General features: G+C 60.7%; 18 protein-coding genes. 4 read left to right on the top strand and 14 right to left on the bottom strand.

Annotated elements, in window-relative coordinates:
- Window positions 1–20 precede the first annotated feature (20 nt).
- The 4 genes from K2Y42_RS14560 to K2Y42_RS14545 form a co-directional block, all read right to left on the bottom strand.
- Entirely contained in the window at window positions 21–353 is a 333-nt protein-coding gene (locus K2Y42_RS14560; RefSeq protein ID WP_291153843.1) for a hypothetical protein, read from the bottom strand.
- Window positions 354–596: 243 nt separating this feature from the next.
- Window positions 597–2483, bottom strand: a complete 1887-nt coding sequence (locus K2Y42_RS14555) for a bifunctional DNA primase/polymerase (RefSeq protein WP_291153841.1) — start codon at window positions 2481–2483, stop codon at window positions 597–599.
- 584 nt (window positions 2484–3067) lie between these two features.
- Complete coding sequence (locus K2Y42_RS14550) at window positions 3068–3259, bottom strand: AlpA family phage regulatory protein (protein WP_291153839.1); 192 nt, start codon at window positions 3257–3259, stop codon at window positions 3068–3070.
- Window positions 3260–3493: 234 nt separating this feature from the next.
- Window positions 3494–4819, bottom strand: coding sequence for a site-specific integrase (locus tag K2Y42_RS14545; RefSeq protein WP_291153837.1), 1326 nt, complete (start codon window positions 4817–4819; stop codon window positions 3494–3496).
- 1030 nt (window positions 4820–5849) lie between these two features.
- Between K2Y42_RS14545 and K2Y42_RS14540 the strand changes: the two genes are divergently transcribed.
- From K2Y42_RS14540 to K2Y42_RS14530, 3 genes are read left to right on the top strand one after another with little or no spacing between them, the layout of a single operon-like run.
- Entirely contained in the window at window positions 5850–7277 is a 1428-nt protein-coding gene (locus K2Y42_RS14540; protein WP_291153835.1) for an FAD-dependent oxidoreductase, read from the top strand.
- Between the two features lie 17 nt (window positions 7278–7294).
- Complete coding sequence (locus tag K2Y42_RS14535; protein WP_291153833.1) at window positions 7295–7984, top strand: TIGR04283 family arsenosugar biosynthesis glycosyltransferase; 690 nt, start codon at window positions 7295–7297, stop codon at window positions 7982–7984.
- Window positions 7981–8616 carry a TIGR04282 family arsenosugar biosynthesis glycosyltransferase gene (locus K2Y42_RS14530; protein ID WP_291153831.1) on the top strand — a complete coding sequence of 212 codons (636 nt, stop codon included), beginning with the start codon at window positions 7981–7983 and terminating at the stop codon, window positions 8614–8616. Before K2Y42_RS14535 ends, K2Y42_RS14530 begins: the two co-directional genes overlap by 4 nt.
- 7 nt (window positions 8617–8623) lie before the next feature.
- On the opposite strand, the gene K2Y42_RS14525 is transcribed toward K2Y42_RS14530, so the two are convergent.
- The 10 genes from K2Y42_RS14525 to K2Y42_RS14480 all read right to left on the bottom strand — a co-directional run bounded on the left by K2Y42_RS14525 (window position 8624) and on the right by K2Y42_RS14480 (window position 18344).
- Entirely contained in the window at window positions 8624–11143 is a 2520-nt protein-coding gene (locus tag K2Y42_RS14525) for an arsenate reductase (azurin) large subunit (RefSeq protein WP_291153828.1), read from the bottom strand.
- A gap of 10 nt (window positions 11144–11153) precedes the next feature.
- Entirely contained in the window at window positions 11154–11684 is a 531-nt protein-coding gene (locus tag K2Y42_RS14520; protein WP_291153826.1) for an arsenate reductase (azurin) small subunit, read from the bottom strand.
- Window positions 11685–11709: 25 nt separating this feature from the next.
- Window positions 11710–12573: a phosphate ABC transporter ATP-binding protein gene (locus tag K2Y42_RS14515; protein WP_291153824.1), complete on the bottom strand. Its 864-nt coding sequence runs from the start codon at window positions 12571–12573 to the stop codon at window positions 11710–11712.
- Window positions 12570–13463 (bottom strand): phosphate ABC transporter permease PstA, encoded by an 894-nt coding sequence (pstA, locus tag K2Y42_RS14510; RefSeq protein WP_291153822.1) that lies wholly within the window; start codon window positions 13461–13463, stop codon window positions 12570–12572. The genes K2Y42_RS14515 and pstA overlap by 4 nt, the downstream gene beginning before the upstream one ends.
- Window positions 13456–14322 carry a phosphate ABC transporter permease subunit PstC gene (pstC, locus tag K2Y42_RS14505; protein WP_291153819.1) on the bottom strand — a complete coding sequence of 289 codons (867 nt, stop codon included), beginning with the start codon at window positions 14320–14322 and terminating at the stop codon, window positions 13456–13458. The genes pstA and pstC overlap by 8 nt, the downstream gene beginning before the upstream one ends.
- 33 nt (window positions 14323–14355) lie before the next feature.
- Window positions 14356–15195 carry a phosphate ABC transporter substrate-binding protein gene (locus K2Y42_RS14500; protein WP_291153816.1) on the bottom strand — a complete coding sequence of 280 codons (840 nt, stop codon included), beginning with the start codon at window positions 15193–15195 and terminating at the stop codon, window positions 14356–14358.
- Between the two features lie 2 nt (window positions 15196–15197).
- Window positions 15198–15494: a metalloregulator ArsR/SmtB family transcription factor gene (locus K2Y42_RS14495; protein WP_291153813.1), complete on the bottom strand. Its 297-nt coding sequence runs from the start codon at window positions 15492–15494 to the stop codon at window positions 15198–15200.
- 148 nt (window positions 15495–15642) lie between these two features.
- On the bottom strand, window positions 15643–16896 hold the full coding sequence (locus K2Y42_RS14490) for a hypothetical protein (protein WP_291153810.1): 1254 nt from the start codon (window positions 16894–16896) through the stop codon (window positions 15643–15645).
- Between the two features lie 462 nt (window positions 16897–17358).
- Entirely contained in the window at window positions 17359–17619 is a 261-nt protein-coding gene (locus K2Y42_RS14485) for a PsiF family protein (protein ID WP_291153807.1), read from the bottom strand.
- Between the two features lie 80 nt (window positions 17620–17699).
- Window positions 17700–18344 carry a DUF2076 domain-containing protein gene (locus tag K2Y42_RS14480; protein WP_291153804.1) on the bottom strand — a complete coding sequence of 215 codons (645 nt, stop codon included), beginning with the start codon at window positions 18342–18344 and terminating at the stop codon, window positions 17700–17702.
- A gap of 196 nt (window positions 18345–18540) precedes the next feature.
- Between K2Y42_RS14480 and K2Y42_RS14475 the strand changes: the two genes are divergently transcribed.
- The gene (locus tag K2Y42_RS14475) at window positions 18541–19386 is read left to right on the top strand and encodes a chitosanase (RefSeq protein ID WP_291153802.1); all 846 of its coding nucleotides are present in this window, start codon (window positions 18541–18543) and stop codon (window positions 19384–19386) included.
- Window positions 19387–19424: the final 38 nt, after the last annotated feature.

Genomic DNA, 19424 nt, shown 5'->3' with positions numbered 1-19424 from the left:
ACTTCGCAGTAGGCAAAATTCTAAGCCAACTTAAAGACTGCGCCGGCATGGCCGTACAGGCCGCTCCAAAAACGAAGGCCGAGCGTGACGCCCTCGACCTCGCCCGGCGTCACGAGACGCGCGTTATAAATCTCGCAAACCCGTTCGGCCTTAGCACAAGCTGCCGAAGGGGACTTCCTAACCCTAACGGCTCGGCGGGCTTCGGTGCCGGCCTCAACAAGCTCAAGTGCGTCTTCAGCGATGCGACGAAGGCCGCGATACCTACCGGGGCCTTCGCGCCCGAGCTGGGTTGCGAGCTTAGTCACCTGGAGCCACTTCGGCGCCTTCATTTCGTCAGTGTTCTCATTGGTCATCGGACCCTCCATCCATTTCGGAAGACCAGACAATACCACCGAACTCGTTAATATACTCTGTACACATATTATGTACGGAAAATCGTTTATATCGCGGAAATATCGCATAAAATCTACGAACGACCGCGAGTTACAAAAGTTAATCGGCCATAGCCTTCCGGTGCCTAGTTTCGTCCAGACACGGACAACCATCTCCTAGAGATGGTTGGTTGTCCGTCCAGATGTCCAGTGGACACGGACACGCTAAAATCTGGACATGTCCGTCCTGTCCGGCGCCTGTTTGTAAAGCCGTCCGCGCTCTAATACGAAGGCCGTGGCCAAAGCTTTTGTGAGTGCACGTTTAAATGCCTTCTTTCGGCTGTCGAGCTTGCCGAGTCGGCCGCCGATGAATGCCGCTTCGACCGCCGGCAAATCGGCGCCGTCTGCGCCCGAGTTGACGAAGGCTTCTTCGAAGTCATGGCCGCTCTGCACAAGAGCGAAGCCGGCAGCCGGATCGTCTGATTTTCCTTTAGGGCCCGAACGCTCGCGTATGTGACACGACGTTATCGGTCTTCCATCCGCCTTAGCGCCAACCTGGACAATCGGCAGATCACCCCATCCGAGGCGTACCTCAGCGGCGTCGCGGCATTTTTCCAAGAAGACTTCGCCGTTCTTGCGAAGCTCAATCACGAAATCCGCATTAGCTCTTAGAGCTGATGACCCGCGGAGACGTTCTGCTCCGTGTCCGAAATGGTGGGTAGCAACGCATGTCGTCCCGATGCTCTGACTGACGGCATGCATGATCTTCGTTGCGCGTGTCACCTCGGTCGAAGCATCTTCATCTCGTAAGGTGAATGCCTGCCCGAACGTATCGAAGGCGACTAGCCCGAGCGGGACCCCAAAATCGCGGCGCATGTTTGCGTCCACTTGCTTTAGATCGGCAATGAATGAGGCTAAGCCGGCCGCGGACATCACGTCCACTGCACCCTTGGTGAATGCGATGGGCAGGTTTAGCGCATCTCGGGTTTCAATCCCGAAGGCGTGCACGGCCGCCGCCTTGACGCGATGCGTGATCGAATAGCTGCCTTCTGCTGCGACGATGTACGTGCCAAAGCGCTCCCCGATTTTGCGACCGAAGTACGAGCGCCCCTTGGCGCCGCTTAGCGCCATATGAACAAGATGAAACGTCTTTCCGGAACCGGATTTTCCGCCGAGAAAGCCAATGCCGCCACGCTGGATCGCCTCATCAACGAGCCAGTCGATCTCTGCATCTATCTGTTCGTCCCGAACCCAATACGAGAGAGACGCCGCAATCTCCTGCTTCGGCATTTCGATGACGCAGAAGCCGGCCGCCGGGTTGTCGCGACCCGGAACGGCTTGCCCATACTCGTAAGCATTGTTGACGATCGACTGTAGTTCATCAACGTTCCACTCCGGCCGACACCGCGGGTTGTAATGCTCAAGCATCAGATCCACGCACGTCTCTTTAGACACGCCGCGGTCCTTTACTGAGCAAGACACTTTGTAGGTGGTTTCGTTACCGCCGCACCCTTCGATCGCTTCCCTTGCGGTTAGGAGATATGAGCGTGCACTTTCAATAGCCGCCGTCGTGTCCAACTCGCCAACTGGACCCTTATCCGCCTTTGACTGCCGAGACGCTTGCAGGAGATCAATCAACCAGACGGGCGCCATCGCGATCGGAGCGTGATCAATGACAGTGTAGGGTTGACCTTCGAATGTGGAGCCCGGCCCCATCACGTGACTGCCATCCGCGCGGATGTCTACGCCCGGCGCAAGGTTGCTTGCTGACCCGGAGACATGAACGCCTTCGGGTCTATTGAAGTAGTAGTGCAAGCCGCCGCGGGCCGATCTGATCGTGAATGTTGGCGGCAGCTCCTTCAGCAATGGCCACTCGGCGTGCCCCTTGTAGATGTCCACGTCTACGATGAGCTTCCCATCAGTCAGCACGGCTACGTTACAGCGGGCTCCGCCGAAAAGAGTTCTGATGCGGTTAGGGTCATTGGTGGCTTGCGCCTTCCATCCCTTAGTTGCCGAAATCTTTGAGCCAAGTGGGAAGCGGGCGACGCGGCAACCGCGAGACGCGATGAGAAGCGCGCCGTCGACCGGGCTTAGTTCTTGGCCGGATGTCATTGCGGAACCTCCGGCGCCGTGAGGATGTCCCAAAGAACCATCCCGTTGCCTTGCTCATGCATGGCTTCGAGATAGCGCCACCAACCTTCCTCGGTGTAACGGCACAGAGTTCTCAGCCGCTCGGCGCCGACCAGAAGCTTGTATGATGATACGGGCCCGAACCAACGCTCTAAGCTGCCATCTCGATAGCGGATAGCTACGACCGCGTGCGGGTTCTTCCGCCAACCCGCGGGTACGGTGCCGCCGCAACGATTTAGGATGCCCCGATATTCGCATGGGAGCGCTTCGCGGACGTGCCATTCACACCCATGGCGGCCATAGAACCAGCGGTCCCTATGTTCACCTTCAGCCGCGTCGTATTCGGCCCAATATGCGGTCGGGTTAGTTCGCTTAAGTGCGGCGCTAAGGCCGGGAGTAACAACGCCAAACAAAGTACTTTCCTTTCGAAACTCGCGAAGGGAAGCACTTCGTAGATTTGACTTTCGAGCCTAAATTTACGATAGTGTGGCTGCAAAACATCTTCCACTCGCCATTAAAATCACAAGTTAAAAAGAGCCCGCGGTTGGCGCCGCGGGCTTTTTTTCTTATGCAGCAACCTTGCGGGAAGTAGCCCAGGCTTCGATCTCTTCGAGGCTCCACGCAACCGCGCGCTTACTGATCTTTCTCGGCTTGGGGAAGTCACCGCGCGCGATGAGCAGGTACATCATTGACTTCGAAAGCCCCGTCACAAACGACGCTTCGGGCTGACGGATAAGGCGGGAAGGCACGTAGGCCATGGCCACAACTCCATTCAAGAGGCGCCCTAACAGGGCATCTTGAAAAGGTAGTTGCGAACTCGCTCCGCTCAAAATCGTGAAACCGGTTTAGGACAAACAGCGTCCTAGAACCTCACATTTCAACTCTCGCATAATAAATTTATATCGGACTTATACCGATTACGGCAGTTTAAGGCGGTCAGAAGGCGTTTTAAGCCGTGTCAAATCGTGTATCCGAGTCCAACTAAGTTTAAGTTAGGCGGTCGCAGCGGCCTTAAAATCATAAACGTTGTCACCCGATGAAGCTAAAACGGCTGTCTCCACAGCCATAGCCCACTTATCTAGGGCTTCCCGCTTCTCCCGATCGTAGGTGTATTGGACGTAGACGGCGCCGGTCACGGTACCTTTCCGGGCGCTTCGGTGGTTTAAGACCAGAGATATAGTGTGCGGAGAAACCCCCAGCTCAGCCATACCAGTCGCCGCGGTGCGTCTTAAGTCGTGGACCCTAAATCTATCGACCTTAATAAATTTAGCTGACCGGGCGAGCGCCTTAGTGGCGGCGTGAGGATCGATCGGCCCCCTAACCGTCCCTGATCTTGAGAGCTTGGGGCTCGGAAACAGCCATTGAGAATCGCCGGCCAAGGTTTCGGCTTCGCGGATTAGCTCTATAGCTAGTGATGAGAGCGGCACGCGATTGGGCTCACCATTCTTGCTGCGCTCCCCGGGCACAACCCACATGGCCGCCGCGAGGTCGTACTCGCACTTCTCTATTCCCGACACTTCTCCGATGCGCTGCGCAGTCACGAGCGCGAGTTTCATCGCCAACGCCGTTGCTCTAGTCATGGGGAAGTCGCCCTTGCCGGCCAGCGCGCGCCTATCCGGTGCCGCGGCCAGCGTGGTCCAGACAGTCCCGATTTCGCCTCGCGATAGCGCACGCTCACGCGGCTTCTCTTTATGTATGGGAGCAGAGACGCCTGCGGTCGGATCGGACTTCACGAGATCGCGCCCCAGCGCCCACCTAAAAATCGACCGGACCAGTGCAAACACCCGGTTAGGCCGGTGAGTCATTCGCCGTTGCCCCTTGCTCTTGCGGGCGTCAGGGGTTGCGGCCACGACATCTAAGAGGCGGATAATGTCGCGCTTCTGAATCTCTCCCACGATCATCCCGCCGATCTGAGGAAGGATGTGCCGGTCCAGCATGCGGCGATCGTCTTTAAGCGACTTGTAACCCTTGTTCGGCTGGCCGTGCCTCTTCTCCCACTCGTCGCTGACCTCGCGGAACGTCTGCGCGTCCCTGCGTTCCTGCGCCTGGCTAGCCGGGTCTGCGCCACGAGCCGCCGCGATTAGCTTTTCTTGGGCGGCGACGCGGGCCGCCTCTAACGAAATTGCTGGGAAGGTGCCGAGCGTGACACGCCTGCGCCGGCCGTCGCTCTTCCGGGTGTAGCGAACGGCCCAGGTTTTAGCGCCGGCTCCGGTCACGCGAAGCTCTAAGCCGCGGGTGTGGGTATCGAGAAAGGCGGTTCGGCCATTCTCAACCTTGATATTTTCAACGAACAGCGCAGTGAATTTGAGCGTAGCCATGAGCTTTCCGGGGTCCCGTACGGGTCCCGGCGAAGGGTGGAACTGGGTGAATTCCCTAGGACACTATTGGTCCACCGCTCGCCGCGTTTCTTCCCAGAAATTATCGGCTTACGCTGCTGACCTCAAATAACGATGCGGGTTAGAGAGCCATGTCGAACTGGCTACGAATCTGGGGGTCAGAGGTTCGAATCCTTTCGGGCGCGCCATTCACGAACAAATGAGAGAACTCCGGGCGGAGCGCTGTCTAAGCCCTGTGCTGCGGCCCTGGCCAAGACCGCTTTCTAGCCAGAGATCCGGATCGCCTTGTCCGTGACAGTAACCTCGCGCATGGCCAGGCAGGCATAGGCTTGCCGGAACTCGAGCAGACCGTTGAGAACTGCTTCGATCGACCATCGGGCGAGGGCCGCGACTGGTCGACAACTGACTTCGAATGCCTGTTGCGGCAAGTGTCGAATATCAAGGCGGTATCGTTCGCGACCCATGCACTTGCAATTCAACGAATGGAGCTACGTAACGTTCGCTCCCGACCCAAAGCGGACGTTCGCACGCGAACGTGGCGCGGGTCCAGGTCTGCTTGGCAAAGCAAGCTGCCATCGGTAGTCCGGATTTCACGGACGCTGAAATTGCGAGATGAAATAATGCGAACTTGCTGGCGACCCTTCGTGCCACGCCGGCCTGATGGCAGACGCTTGCGGAGGGGGCACACAAGGCAAAAAAAGGTGCCGAAAGCGATCAGAGCGAAGCGGAGTTACGAGTTGCAAGAAATATGATCCTCGAAGACAACGGCCAGCAATAAGCGATGACGCGGGAAGACCGACCCTTCGCGTCGTCTTCCCCACCACGATGCGTCCGACGCCACAACTTGCGTGTCATATTCCCTATGTTGTCTGCTTTTGCAGACGGCGCATTCCAAGCGATTTGATAAATCCGTCGCACGCGTCGTACCTAGCGAGGCCGCGAGCGATCAACTAGCATTCCCTCGGGCCACTCGCTGGAGATTGGTCGTTCGTTGACCAGCCCGGGAGGCCACGTGTCAGAAGCGCTGAAGGCAGACATTTGCATCATCGGAGGCGGTTCGGCGGGCCTCTCTGTGGCAGCAGGCGCCGCGCAGATGGGCGCCCGCACGGTGCTTATTGAAGCTCATCGCATGGGCGGCGATTGTCTCAACACCGGCTGCGTACCGTCGAAGTCACTGCTTGCGGCGGCCAAGGTGGCGCACACGGCGCGAAGTGGTCATCGCTATGGCCTTACCCCGCATGACGCGCAAATCGATTTCGCCACGACCACTCGCTACGTCCACAGCGTTATCCAGACAATCGCTCCGCACGACTCGGTCGAGCGCTTCACCGGTCTTGGCTGCCGGGTCATCACATCACGCGCCTCGTTCATTGATCATCGCACAATTGCGGCCGGCGACGTCACAATCCGCGCCCGCCGCTTCGTGATCGCGACCGGCAGCAGCCCGTCCATTCCGCGCATCCCGGGTCTCGACAGCGTTCCGTATTTCACGAACGAGACCATCTTCGAGAACACCGTTCTGCCATCGCACCTGATTGTCATAGGTGCAGGTCCGATCGGGTGCGAACTGGCCCAGGCGCATGGCCGCTTGGGAGCAGCGGTTACGCTCATCGACGCCGGGCGAATGCTGTCAAAGGACGACCCAGAAGCCGTCGAAGTCATCCGCAAACAATTTGCGGCCGAGAACATTTCAACATTTGAGGCGGCGGCAATCACGCGGATCGAAAAGACCGGCGAAGGCATCACCGTCATTCTGCAGCACGAGGGACGGGAGAATGCCATCCGAGGCTCCCATCTCCTGATCGCAACCGGGCGCCAGGTGACTATCGATGGGCTCGGTCTCGACAAGGCTGGCGTGGAGGCCACACCGAAAGGCATCAACGTGGACGCCCGGTTGCGCACCACGAACAAGCGCGTGTTCGCCGCCGGCGACGTCATCGGGGGCCGCCAGTTCACCCACGTTGCGGGCTATCACGCCGGCATCGTGCTGCGAAATGCGCTGTTCCGCCTGCCCGCCAAGAACGCTCCGAAGGCCTTGCCGTGGGTCACCTACACCGATCCTGAACTCGCCCAGGTTGGACTGGCCGAAGCGGCCGCGCGCGAGATCCATGGAGACCAGGTCCGCGTCCTGCGCGCGGACTTCGCCCACAATGACCGGGCGCAAGCCGAGGGCCACACGGACGGCTTCCTCAAGGTGGTCATCGGAAAACGGGGGCGGATCCTAGGCGCGACAGTGGTGGGCGCGCATGCGGGCGAGTTGCTATTGCCGTGGATCCTCGCGATTTCGAAAGATCACAAGATCGGCGACGTCGCGTCCCTGATCGTGCCATACCCGACGCTCTCCGAGATCAGCAAACGCGCGGCCGGGAGCTACTTTACGCCAGCACTGTTCTCCGCGCGAACCAGGAGACTTGTTCGCTTCCTCGGATTGTTCGGATAAAGCACGGGACGCATTCTGTGGTGAATACCGGCACGCTCGACATCTCGGTCGTTATCCCGACCCTGGACGCTGGAGCGACCCTTTCCGCAACGCTGGAAATGCTGGGCGGCGTGGAAGAAATCATCGTTGTCGATGGCGGCTCCCGCGACGGCACGCAGGACGTTGCGATCCGACACGGCGCTCGTTTTGTCCGAGCCGCAAAGGGACGCGGTTACCAGCTTGCAGCCGGAGCGGATCTGGCTCGCAGCGAGTGGCTCCTTTTCCTCCATGCGGATACGCACCTGGAACCTGGCTGGAAATCCGCCGTCACCGACTTCATTGCCAGTCCTCCCAATAAGGAAAAGGCTGCCGCTTTCAGCTTCACGCTCGACGACATGTCTCCGCAGGCCCGGCGCTTGGAATGGATCGTCGCGCTGCGCACGCGGACCCTGGGGCTTCCCTACGGAGACCAAGGGTTGTTGATCCATCGAGATCTCTACACCGCCGTTGGCGGGTATCCCGCTTGGGAGCTCATGGAAGATGTCGATTTGGTCCGTCGCATCGGTCGCAAACGTTTGGTGATCTTGGCGATCGCAGCGAACACCTCCGCCTTCCGCTGGAAGCAGGAGGGATGGTTCACGCGCAGCGCACGCAATCTGTTCTGTCTTTCGCTCTACTACCTCAATGTGCCGCCGCGGCTGATCGCGCGCATTTACGGTTCGTCATGAAGACCAACTGCCATCTGGTCATCTTCACGCGCTATCCTAGGCTTGGCACGGGAAAGCGTCGCCTCGCCGCTCAGACCGGCGCGGTCGAGGCGCTCCGATTCCAGCGCGTGAGCCTGGCCAACACTTTGCTGAAACTGGGCAACGACGCCCGATGGTCGACGTGGCTCGCGGTGACGCCAGATCATTCAGGCCCTTGGCCATCCCGATACGGCATACTGCAGCAGGGCACGGGCGATCTCGGGCAGCGCCTGATGCGCGTGACCAATCGCCTGCCCACCGGGCCCGTGCTCATTATCGGCAGCGATGTGCCCGGCATCCCCCCCGACCTGATCGCAAAGGGCTTCAGCCTGCTGGAAGGCCAAGACGCCGTCTTCGGTCCTTCGAGCGATGGCGGCTACTGGGCCGTCGGGCTGCGGCGAAGGCCAAACGCGCCAAATCCGTTTCATGATGTCCGCTGGTCGACCGCGCACGCACTTAGCGACTCCATGCGGAACCTTCAAGGACGGAGGGTAGCCCTCCTACCTGAGATCGATGACGTCGACGATGCCGCGTCGCTCGCCAGCTATCCGAAGTGGGGCCTGCTCCACGGCACGATCGCCGCGGCTAAGATATCTAGCGCAACACGCAGGTAGCGGCGTTCTACGTCGCATTATACTCCTTGGACTTGAACGACAGGTGCGCCACTGAGGCAGGAGCGTCGGCGATCTTTCTGATGTTGCCCCAGGTCTGCTTGTAGTTGGGAATACCGAGTTCGTTCGTTCCTGCGTTGACCACATTGCCCTGCACGCCGGTCGGGAAGGCGAAGAGCATAAACGTCTCTCCCGGACGCGCGGAGGGCGTCGGATAGGCCATCGCCTGCGTCGACCCGGCGTCATTGTAGACTTCGACGAGGTCGCCTTTCTTGACTCCGACCTTGGCCATGTCGTTTGGATGCATCTCAATGAATGGGAACGGCCAGCGATCCATCACGAAGTCGTTGTCCACGTCGAGATAGGCGGACTGCCAGACAAGGTTGGCGCGCCCATTGTTGATGAGAAAGGCGTAGCTGTCCCGCTGCTTCTGTTTGCCGGGCGCCTCGAGGCCGCGCCATTCTGCATACATGAAGCGGGCCTTGCCGTCCTCGGTGCCGAATTTGCCGTCGGCATAGAGGCGCTGCGTGCCGACGATCCTGCCGTTCTCGAAACCGACCGCAGGCTCCTGGAAGCCGTTGGTTCCCATGGCGCGCAGCCGATCGTAGGTGACATGCTCGCCCCCCTTCGCGGTTGCATTGTAGCCATCCGTGAAGGCGTCTTCCTCAGTCTTCCAGTCGAACCCGTCGAAGTTGGCGGCAATATCCGCCTTGCCGAGGTCGGTTAAGATGCGCTGCATGCGGTTGGCGATCCTGGCAGCGATCAGGCAGTCGGGCATAGCCTGGCCGGGTGGGTCCATGTAGCGCTCAGTGAGACGCATGCGCCGTTCGCCATTCATGGAGGTGAGATTCATCTCACCTGCGGTGGCGGCGGGCAGCACTACATGGCAGGCTTCGCCGATCTTCGTCGGCACGATGTCTACGTCGACCGCGAACAACCCTCCGTCGTTAATCGCGGTGACGATGGCGTCGACCATGGCCTCGCGGTCGCCGTAGCGCACCGCGTTCATGGCATCCTTCACCTTGTCCGTGCGCTGCTTGTAGACGCGCATGAACTCGGATGCGTTGAGCGTCGTCTTGTAATGATCGCAGCCCCAGACGTGATGAACGCCCCCCTGACCGTCTATCAGGAGCCTGTCGACATAAGCCGCCGGCCGGCCGACATGCGCGTCGCTGGGACGGACATACCCTTCCTGATGCCCGCCAAGCCGGACAACACCGCCACCGGGACGGCCAACATTGCCCGTCGCAAGTGCAATGTTCACCAGCGCGCCGTTGGTGCGGTAGTTGTCGTTGCCCCAGATGAGGCCTTTCTCGTATGCGAACATCGTGCGGCGGCGGGCGCCACCTTGCTTGGGTTGCGCGATCCATCGCGCCGCCTTGCGGATGTCGTCCGGCGAAAGGCCCGTGATCTCCGCAGCCTCTTCTACAGTCATCCTGTTGCCCGCTCGCGCTGCGATGAAGCTAGTCAGGACAGCGGGCCACGCGGGATCGGATCCATCGCCGGCTCCTGCCTCGGATGTGGTGCTCCGATCGATGAAGTCCTGATCGACCCAGCCTTGGTCTGCGATTTCGGTGAACAGTGCGTTGAAGAGAGCGAGATCGGTGCCCGAGTTGATCTGCAGGTGCAGAACGTTCTCCGGTCCGGCCTCCGCTTCGCATGCGGCGACCGTCACCGTCCGTCGCGGGTCGACGATAATGATCCGACCGCGGTCGTGCGCCTCGCCCGCCAACTGCTCGTTCTTCTTGTCGAGCGAAAAGCCGCGCACGTTCGGCACCCAGTGGTTGAGGAAGTAGTTGGTCTGGGTCTCCAGCGGATTCGCGCCCACAACCATGATCGTGTCGGCAAGCTCCGCGTCTTCGTAACAGTTGTTGAGCTCACCCACCCCCATGTCGCGGGTGCCGTGGACCTCGGAGTTGTACGCCGGGCGATTGTGGATGCGGATGTTCTTGATTTTCATGGCACCGAAATAGAGCTTTCCCGTGCCCCAAGTGTTTTCGTATCCGCCTCCGGCGCCGCCGTGATCGAACGCCGAGACGAAGAGCGCGTCCTCACCCTTCTCCGCGACGATCCGCGCCGTCACACGAGCGACGAGGTCAAGCGCGTCATCCCAACTCGTCGGCTGCATCTGCCCGTAGCGCCAGACGAGCGGATCAGTGAGACGCTGCTGTTGTGTCGTGCGCGCACGCGAGTAACTCATCTCCGCCATGCGGGCGCCGCGCGCCGAACCGAGGCCGGAGTTCACGATGCATGCATCATCGGGCTTGATGACGATATGCACGTCCTTCCCGTCCTGTTTCACGATGTTGTACATGGATGGCGCGTACCAAGCGGCGGTATCCGGAGGCTGCTGCCGGGAAAGATCGGCGCCGAACACGTTGGTGGAGGGGGCGACCCCGCCCTGTCTGTTCACGGGCCAGCTGTAGGCGTGATAGCCGCAGCCGACGATGCAGTAGTGGCAGACAACGTTGTGCTTCGTCGCATCCGCAGGAATAATCGGAAGGCGGTCGATCTGTCGCTTGTAGGCCATATGTCTGCCCTTAGAGCACGTTGGAAAGGCGGCCGTAGAGAAGCTCGTCGACACCTTCGGCGTAGATGTCGCCGTTCTCGTCGATCCGAAGCGCGTACTGCGGCAGGTTTTGCGCTGCGTGGCCCCAGATCTGCTGCCCGCCGGCCTCGCAGTCGAAACGGGAGTAGTGGTTGCGGCAGTTCAACGTGCGGTCGTCGGCGTTATAGAGAAGCGGAAATCCCTTGTGCGGGCAGGTCGTGGAGAAGCCGACGATGTCTTCGTCCGGTCCCGTTCCGCCTTCGACCCGCGAGCCGAGCTTCAAGAGCACGCCCGGGGCGTCGTCGTCCGGAAAGGCGACCTCGAGAGGCCTGTTGATCGTGAGGTCGGCGATGTTTGCCAGCCTGATCGACGGGTACTCGACGCGGGCCATGGCCGCCTGCGTCCTCACCTCCTGTGCTCCGGACGGTACGCTGACCGCCGCGGCGGCTCCCGCAGCCGCAATGGCGCTTCCCCTCAGGAACTGGCGACGTCCCATATCGATCAGCCGCTCGCATCGTGGCATGTGTCCCTCCAGCAGTAGCGACATGCTAGCCGCGTGCGCCGCTCACATACGCTGCCGTACGTTCGTCCCGGGGAGACTCGAACAGCCGCTTGCAGTGATCGAACTCGACCAGCGTGCCCGCCCGATCCTTGACCCAGAAGAACGCGGCGTAGTTCGCAATGCGACGCGCCTGCGCCAGATTGTGGGTGACGATCACGACCGTGTAGCGCCCCCTGAGGCTCTCAACGAGATCCTCCACCACGGCAGATGAGATCGGGTCGAGCGCACTGCAGGGCTCATCCATCAGCAGCACCGACGGCTCAAGCACCAGCGCGCGCGCAATACAAAGACGTTGCTGCTGGCCGCCGGACAACGCTTGTGCCGGCGCATCGAGCCGATCGGAGATCTCGTCCCAAAGGCCCACGTCCTTGAGCGAACGCTCGATGCGATCGTCGATTTCGCGAGCGTTGCGCAGGCCGTGCTCGCGAAGCGGCAGTGCGAGGTTGCGCCGGATCGACAATGGGAAGGGGTTAGGCCGCTGGAAAATCATGCCTACGTCGCGCCGCAATGCGTGAACGTCGACGCCCGGCGCGTGAATGTCGCCGCCTTCGCGCAGAATGCGTCCCTGTACCTGGCAGCCGGGAACCAAATCCGTCAGCCGATTGATGCTCGAAAGCAAACTCGTCTTGCCGCAACCGGAAGGCCCGATGAGCGCCGTGATGCAGCCGCCGTAGATGTCGAGGCTGATGTTGCGTAGAACCTCGTTTTGCCCGTAGCTCAGCGAGAGCGACTCGACCCGAATTTTCGGAACGGGCTCACAGCAAGGTGGCCCCGTAACGAGCGGTCCGAGCGTGAATGCCTCTCCGGTTTTGCTGTCCGGCACGAGATCGCCGACGAAGGGTGTGTTCATGAGCGTGAGGGCTTTCGATCTAGGGCGCGATTGGCAAGCCACAGAGCGGCGCTGTTGATGACAATAAGGAGAGCGATGAGGACCAGTGCACTGCCGTACGCGTTCGGATCTCCTCCGGCGACATTCATGGTCAAGTCATAGATATGAACCGAGATCGCGCGGCCTGAATCGAAGACCGATCGCGGCATCCGATCGACGTATCCGCTCGTGAAGATGAGAGCCGCCGTCTCGGCCATGGCCCGCCCGATCCCAAGCATCAAGCCCGCGACGAGCGCCGGCGCAGCCGCCGGGATCAAGATCCGTACGATGGTTGTGCTGCGGGAAACGCCGAGCGCCGCCGCACCAAGGCGCCATTCGTCAGGCACCATCCGCAGTCCCGATTCCGCGGTTCTGATGACGATCGGCAGAATCATGCACGCCAGCGTCAATCCGCCGGACAGGATCGAGAATCCGAGCCCCATCCAAACGCAGAAGAACGCGTTTCCGAATAATCCGAAGACAATGGACGGCACGCCCGCGAGGACATCGAGGCTGAGACCGACGCCCCGAACTTTAGCGCCGCCCTGTCGAGCGTATTCGGAAAGGAGAGCGGCGGTCGCGAGCCCCAACGGGAACGCAACTGCGATGGCGACGACAAGTATGAGCACCGTCGAGACGATGATGGGAGCGATACCGCCGCTGCGGCCGGCACTCTTCGGCACACTTATCAGAAACTCCCAATCGACACGGCTTGCGCCGCGCCACAGGATGTCGCCAAGAAGCCAGAGAAACACTCCGATGATGAGCAGTGATGCCAGCCAGACGAAGCTCTGGAGCGCGAGGTTTCTCCAGAAGAACGTCGGCGTCGATCCGGCGCGCGCAGAACCCGGGTATAGAACCGCATCAGGCATGGACAACCTGACCTCCGCTGCGTCGAGCCGCTGCCGCAAGCGCCAGCACCAGAAGCGTGAGAGCGAGACCGGATACGAAGAGCGAGGCTCTGTGCGTGCCGGTGGCGTACGCCATCTCAAGAGCAATGTTGGCCGTAAGCGTGCGCACGGGATCGAACAGGCTCGACGGCAACTGCACGACGTTGCCGCTGACCATCAGAACGGCCATCGTTTCGCCGAGCGCTCGCGCCGAGGCAAGCAGAACTCCGGCCGCAATGCTATTGCGCGCCGTTGGTAACGCGACGGCTAGGATGATCGCTTCACGCGACAGGCCAAGCGCCGAAGCTCCTGTCCAATACGACTGCGAGACCGACGTCAGTGCGGCCTCTGTCGTCAGGGCAATGGTCGGCAGGATCATCAGGGCGAGCACGACGCTGCCGGCGAGAAGGCTGGTGCCGGGCGCGCGCAGGTCGTTGATCAATGGAACAAGCGTCGTCAGTCCCCACAGGCCCAGCACGACCGACGGAATACCGGCCAGAAGCACGACTGCCCATCGGAAAAGGCGCGCGACAGGACCCATCGCATAGAAGCGGCAGAAAAGCGCCAGCGCGACACCGAGAGGGGCCGCAATCAGAATGGCGAGCGCGGACATCGCCACCGAAGCTGCCAACATCGGCGTCAGGCCGAAGGTGCCTTCGAGCGGATGCCACGAGCTATCCATGACAAACGACGTGACACCGACGGTGGACAGTACCGGCCAGGCTTCCTTAGCCAGGAAGATCAAAATAAGGAGCAGCAATCCGGCGGCGGTCGCGGCAGACAGCGAAAGCGTCCACAGCAGCCGCCGGTCACGGACGTTAGGAGACAGCGTCTTGACCATCACACGATCACGATCGACACGAAGCCGCCACCACTACTGCAAAGGCACAAAGAACTGTTCCTTGACGAGATCGCGAACGTCCTTGGATTGCGCGAAGTCGATAAAGCTTTTGACCGTACCTTCCGGCGCAGCTTTGACGACGAGATTAAGCGGACGGGCGAGAGAAAATGTCCCGTTGCGGACGTTCTCGACAGACGCAGCGACGCCCTTGAGCGGCAGCAGCTTGATCGGCGTGCCCTGTTCTGATTCGAACTCAGCCGTGCCGATCGAAACGTAGCCGATGGCATTGTGGTTGCCGGCAACGGTCTTGATCCCTTGTTGATTGTCGCCGATCACGACGCTGGCCTTGATGTCGCTGTTCTTCAGTTTGAAATAGTTCGTGAAGAGATCGAGCGTGGACCTGCCTTCGGCTTTGTTGACGACCGTAATGGGAGCGTCCTTTCCGCCGACGTCTTTCCAGTTCGCGATCTTGCCGAGATAGATGTCGACGATCTGCTCGTCGGTCAGGACTGAGACCGGGTTGTCCGTGTTGAGGATGATACCCACGCCATCGCGCGCGATAGTGAAGGCCGTCAAATCCGTCTCGTCGTCTTTCAGGTTGCGCGACACGAGGCCGATCGCGGCTAGACCGGCGCGGACATCGGCGACGCCACGCGCCGACCCGCCGGTCTGCACATCGATGCGCAGATCAGGGTTCGTCTCTTCCAGGCGCTTGCCGATTTCCGATGCCAGTGGCGCAATGGTGCTGGCCCCTGTAATCGTCAGCTGGCCCGAGAGAGGCGCGGCGGTGCTGGGCTCTTCTGCGGCAAAAGCGGTGACGGCGAGCAGAGTCAGAGTTGCGAAAGACAAACCAAGGGCGGCTTCGCGGATCATAGTCACGAACCTTCAGATTTGATGTTGAAGCTGAGTGTGCAGCAACCGAAGTCGAGCACGGGACTGGTGTGGCCATTTGTGACCGCAGGTGACAGCGAGTAGACGATCGATTTTCCCTCGCGCCGCGTGACGACGATCCCCGCCTGCCGCAAGACGCGGAGATGATGGGAGAACAGCGTCGGCTCGAGGTTCAGCTCGCTATTGATCTCGTTGACCCGGCGCGCACCGAAGAATAGTTGCTCCACAACGGCCAATCTCGTTTTGTCCGAAAGGGCTTTCATGATGTCGGCGCAGGACACGAGCGATCACCTCGGACTGGAGTGAGGGTCAGTCGGGCCGCGCGTGGTGCCGCCCTTAGTTGAACGCTAGTTCCATTGAACCGCGCTTTGTCCAACTAAGAATTCATGCAAAGCTTATTGGGACGACGACGCACAATGTGTAGCGGAATCACGCATCAACACGGATCTTCTGCCGGATGCGGTGAGTGGCGATATAGGTCGCGAGCGCGACGCCGATCTCGAGCGGCCTCACCCAGTCCGGATGATCGTGAAACCCCGGTCCGGCCAATCCGAGAGCTCCTGCCGTCAGATACGAAACCGAGATCGCCGGCAGGATGGACCACGTGAGCGCGTTCGATCGCAGGCAGACCCAGGGGACGACCCAGAGCAGGTACCAAGGGTTGATGACCGGAGCAAAAAACAAAAGCGCCATCAGCCACAGATCCGCAGGCGGAACCGTCTCCGGCTCCTTGGTCCGCCAGCGTAAGGCAAGCGCCGTGGCCAAAGCAGCACCGAGCAGGAATCCGAGCGGCCGCGCAGCAGGATCTCCGAAGACCGCCTTTAGCCCCGCGAACCCGAACGAATTGAATTCCCACCAGCGCGAGAAGACCTGCAAGCCCTCGAACTCGGTGGCGCCGGCCACGACAAACGGCAAGTAAAGCAGCGCAAATGCGACGCCGGCGCCGAGCGCGACAAGATACCATTTCCTTTGCAGAAAACACGGCGCGACGATGATCGCAAAAGGCTTGCACGCCAGCGCCAGTGCAAACACGACCCCGCTTCCAAGCAAGCGTTCGCTCCGGATGAGCGCATAGCTGGCAACCATCAAAGCCACGCCAACGATGTCCGCATGCGCATTCATCGACACCTCGAAGATCACAAGCGGGCACAGTGCGTACCGTAGACCGGCAGCCAATCCCCCGATCCGCGCGATCATCGCCCAAATGGCGAGATCCGCAGCGATGAAGATCGCCTTGAGCGCGGTGAGGCTCGCCGGCGCCGCCCAGGCCGCAAAGCCAAACACGTATTGCAGCGTCGGCGCGTAGATGGTGGGAACAGCGGGATTGTTGACCTGTGCGAGGATGGCCGTCCAGATGTCATCCAGGCTGGCGTCGTCGGTGTACGCTTCAGGGGCGTATCCATATGGTGTGCCGTCCTGCAGAAACCTGTATCCGTCCCAAAGGTATCGCGCCCAATCGTCTTCGTAGATTGGGACCGTGCAGAAGCCAACGACGCGAAGAGCAAGGGCGCACAGCACACCAGCGGCCAATGTTGCCCGCGTTGGAACAACCGCAGCAAACCAGCCGAAGCCCAACCACGCGACGAAAAGGCTGAGCGAAAAGCGCCACGCCTCAACCGGCGGCGTTTGCGAAAGCCACGCGAGGCTTGCGAAGGCCGCAAGGATCAGCACAGGCGCAAACATTGTCCACTGGAAAAGCCCAGCCACAAGGCCCCCTTGCGGAAGGGATGGAGACGATGTCGAGGAGTGAAGCCGCACGATTACAGAGCGCTCAGCGATGGCCGGAGCGACGGATCGTGCCGCCGCTAGCGGCCGACATCATTGAGCGCAGAACGCTCTTTACACGACCTGTATCGCAAACAACGCCGCCAGCCCGGATGCGTGCGTCTACTCAATTGATACGCGAGCGCTTGTCACGCCGCAGTTGCTGATCGCGCTTGGCCTTCTCGCCGTCGTCGCCCTTATCCCGGTCGCCCACAAAGCCTGGTCAAATCGTGAGGCCTCAAGCGACCGAGCGTGATGACACGGGATTGTGAACCGGTGCAATCCGGCCCTAAGCGGATAACGCCCCGCAAGCGAGCAAATCCTTCTCGAGCACCTCGTAATCTAGCGGCTCCTTGTACAAGATCACGCAGCGGGTCTTCGCTAGTATGGTTTCTTTACCGCGGCGGGGCTCTTGAGAGCTGCCGCGGACTTCGCTTTGAGTTCCTTCTTGCACTCCGAGCGAAACTTCTGACGCTCCTTGCCGTGCAGGTTCTTGGCGTCGGCATCCTTAGAACACTGGATTGACTCCGGTGAATGCACTTTTGAATTCGCCGCCGCCGCTGCAACGCCGGCTGCGAAAATCGAATTCGCACCAACAATGAGCGCCGCAACGGGTACCATAAACTTGGCGTTGGACTTCATCTGACTTCTCCTTCTGTCTTGTTGTGGAGCGCATGACTGACCGATCAGGATGGCTTGTCATGTCTCGGAAGGGTCGGGGATCAAACGTCAATGCCCTCGCCATCAACCTCATCGAAGGCGTCTTGTGCGTCATCCGCGGCAAGAGCTTCGCGGGCATCTTGCGCTTCGTCCTGCGCGCGATCGACGGCCGCCATAGAACTGGATGCACCTTCGCCAAGATGGCCGCCACCCAGTACATTTCGGATGCTGTCGGCCAGGAGCATTCCACCGGTAACTCCGGCCACCGTTGAAAGTGCGGAAGCGAGAAACCCGCCTCCGGAAGGTACAGGTAGCGGCGAGCGGTCGGCGTCCCGCGCGCGGGGTCGCCCATCGATTGCGGGCGGATCCGCTACTTGCCTGCCTGCCAACGGAACCGAACCGGCCGTTCGAAACTGAAGACCGCCCGCACCGATTAGAAAGCTACGGCTTTCAGTGCTCTGATCTGGCCCAATGGCGCCGGACGGAAGAGTGGCCACGCGCTCCTCGAGCTCGCGAATGCGCGCGTCGGCTTGCCACAGCGCCTGTTCTTGTACGAGCACAGCCTGCACCAGCAAGTAGGTCGCGTCGGGCACTTGTCTAACCGCGTCACGGATCAATTGATCCGCATCGCGGTCCTTCGCAACGGGCTCGATATTTTGCAAACGGTCAAACAAACCGGTGACCAGCTGCCGCTCCTCGGGGGTCATGGCGACTTTCCTTTCAATCGTGACGTGCGCCTAGTGTGGACCTGTCGGCTTACGGCGCGGTGGCTGGCGCTTTACAGATGCGTAAGGCGACCCGATTTAGGAATTGATGATCCCGATGCTGCCGCATATGTGATTCAAAGAGTGCCCGCTCCGCGCGGGCATCACGCTCATGCAATCGCAACCTCGGAGTGCTGAAATGCAAAAGAGCCGCCGCGATATCTTGCGTCTCGCGGGACACATCTCCCTGATCTCGGCGGTCGCAGCCGTGGCAGGTGCGCACGCGGAAGCTGTCGAGCTTGAGGAGGGGCCCGCCGCGACGCCGCCCAGCGGGAACGCCGATCACGCACTCGTCCGGCGCATCAAGGCGATCTCGAATGTCTTTGAGGTCGGGAGCGCCGAACCCGACTTTGCCTACGTCGAGGACCTCGAGGACGGCCGCGGCTTCACCGTTACACAGTACGGTTTCTGCACTTACAACAGCGAGGTTGCCGAGGTGATCCGGCGCTACGCGAAGGACGTCCCCGCGACGACGCTCACGCGCTTCCTGCCCCATCTCCCGCCCGTGACGATGACGGCACGCAAAGCGGAGCTGGCGGGCTTTCCAGCGGCGTGGCGCAAAGAGGTGAAGGCTTCGGAGCTGCTGGGCCGTGCCTGCGACGCCGAGGCCGACAGGCTGTATCTGCGCCCCGCCCTGGCCGCCGCTAAGGCCGCCGGCATCCACTCCGCAATCGGCAAGGCGATCTTCTACGATACTTGGCTGCAGCACGGCGCGAGCACGGATCCGGACTCGTTGCCCTCGATCCTCAAACGCGTGAATGCCAAGATCGGCGGCGTGAGCGACAGCTCTGAAGCGGAATTTCTCAGGACGTTTCTGGCGATCCGCAAGTCGGTGCTGCACGAGCCCGCCAGCCGCGAGACACGCGAGGTATGGCGCGCTTCCGCTCGCCGCGTCGAAGCCTTGCTCAATCTGCTCAACAGCAATCCGGATCTCGCACCGCCTATCGAGGTCAGCAACGCCGACATCCACGTCGTCGTGCTCTAGACCAGGATCGCTTCGGATCTCATCAGTGCGAATCGTGA

Origin of the sequence: Hyphomicrobium sp., assembly GCF_019744875.1 — a bacterium.
Taxonomy (GTDB): domain Bacteria; phylum Pseudomonadota; class Alphaproteobacteria; order Rhizobiales; family Hyphomicrobiaceae; genus Hyphomicrobium_C.
Note: the sequence above shows the minus strand (reverse complement) of the source record. Positions and strands in the feature narration are given on the sequence as shown.

What these genes read in the sequence shown, in the direction of transcription:
- K2Y42_RS14560 (WP_291153843.1), bottom strand. Translation starts at nt 353, where the DNA reads ATGACCAATGAGAACACTGACGAAATGAAGGCGCCGAAGTGGCTCCAG.
- K2Y42_RS14555 (WP_291153841.1), bottom strand. Translation starts at nt 2,483, where the DNA reads ATGACATCCGGCCAAGAACTAAGCCCGGTCGACGGCGCGCTTCTCATC.
- K2Y42_RS14550 (WP_291153839.1), bottom strand. Translation starts at nt 3,259, where the DNA reads ATGGCCTACGTGCCTTCCCGCCTTATCCGTCAGCCCGAAGCGTCGTTT.
- K2Y42_RS14545 (WP_291153837.1), bottom strand. Translation starts at nt 4,819, where the DNA reads ATGGCTACGCTCAAATTCACTGCGCTGTTCGTTGAAAATATCAAGGTT.
- K2Y42_RS14530 (WP_291153831.1), top strand. Translation starts at nt 7,981, where the DNA reads ATGAAGACCAACTGCCATCTGGTCATCTTCACGCGCTATCCTAGGCTT.
- K2Y42_RS14525 (WP_291153828.1), bottom strand. Translation starts at nt 11,143, where the DNA reads ATGGCCTACAAGCGACAGATCGACCGCCTTCCGATTATTCCTGCGGAT.
- K2Y42_RS14520 (WP_291153826.1), bottom strand. Translation starts at nt 11,684, where the DNA reads ATGCCACGATGCGAGCGGCTGATCGATATGGGACGTCGCCAGTTCCTG.
- K2Y42_RS14515 (WP_291153824.1), bottom strand. Translation starts at nt 12,573, where the DNA reads ATGAACACACCCTTCGTCGGCGATCTCGTGCCGGACAGCAAAACCGGA.
- pstA (WP_291153822.1), bottom strand. Translation starts at nt 13,463, where the DNA reads ATGCCTGATGCGGTTCTATACCCGGGTTCTGCGCGCGCCGGATCGACG.
- pstC (WP_291153819.1), bottom strand. Translation starts at nt 14,322, where the DNA reads ATGGTCAAGACGCTGTCTCCTAACGTCCGTGACCGGCGGCTGCTGTGG.
- K2Y42_RS14500 (WP_291153816.1), bottom strand. Translation starts at nt 15,195, where the DNA reads ATGATCCGCGAAGCCGCCCTTGGTTTGTCTTTCGCAACTCTGACTCTG.
- K2Y42_RS14490 (WP_291153810.1), bottom strand. Translation starts at nt 16,896, where the DNA reads ATGTTTGCGCCTGTGCTGATCCTTGCGGCCTTCGCAAGCCTCGCGTGG.
- K2Y42_RS14485 (WP_291153807.1), bottom strand. Translation starts at nt 17,619, where the DNA reads ATGAAGTCCAACGCCAAGTTTATGGTACCCGTTGCGGCGCTCATTGTT.
- K2Y42_RS14480 (WP_291153804.1), bottom strand. Translation starts at nt 18,344, where the DNA reads ATGACCCCCGAGGAGCGGCAGCTGGTCACCGGTTTGTTTGACCGTTTG.
- K2Y42_RS14475 (WP_291153802.1), top strand. Translation starts at nt 18,541, where the DNA reads ATGCAAAAGAGCCGCCGCGATATCTTGCGTCTCGCGGGACACATCTCC.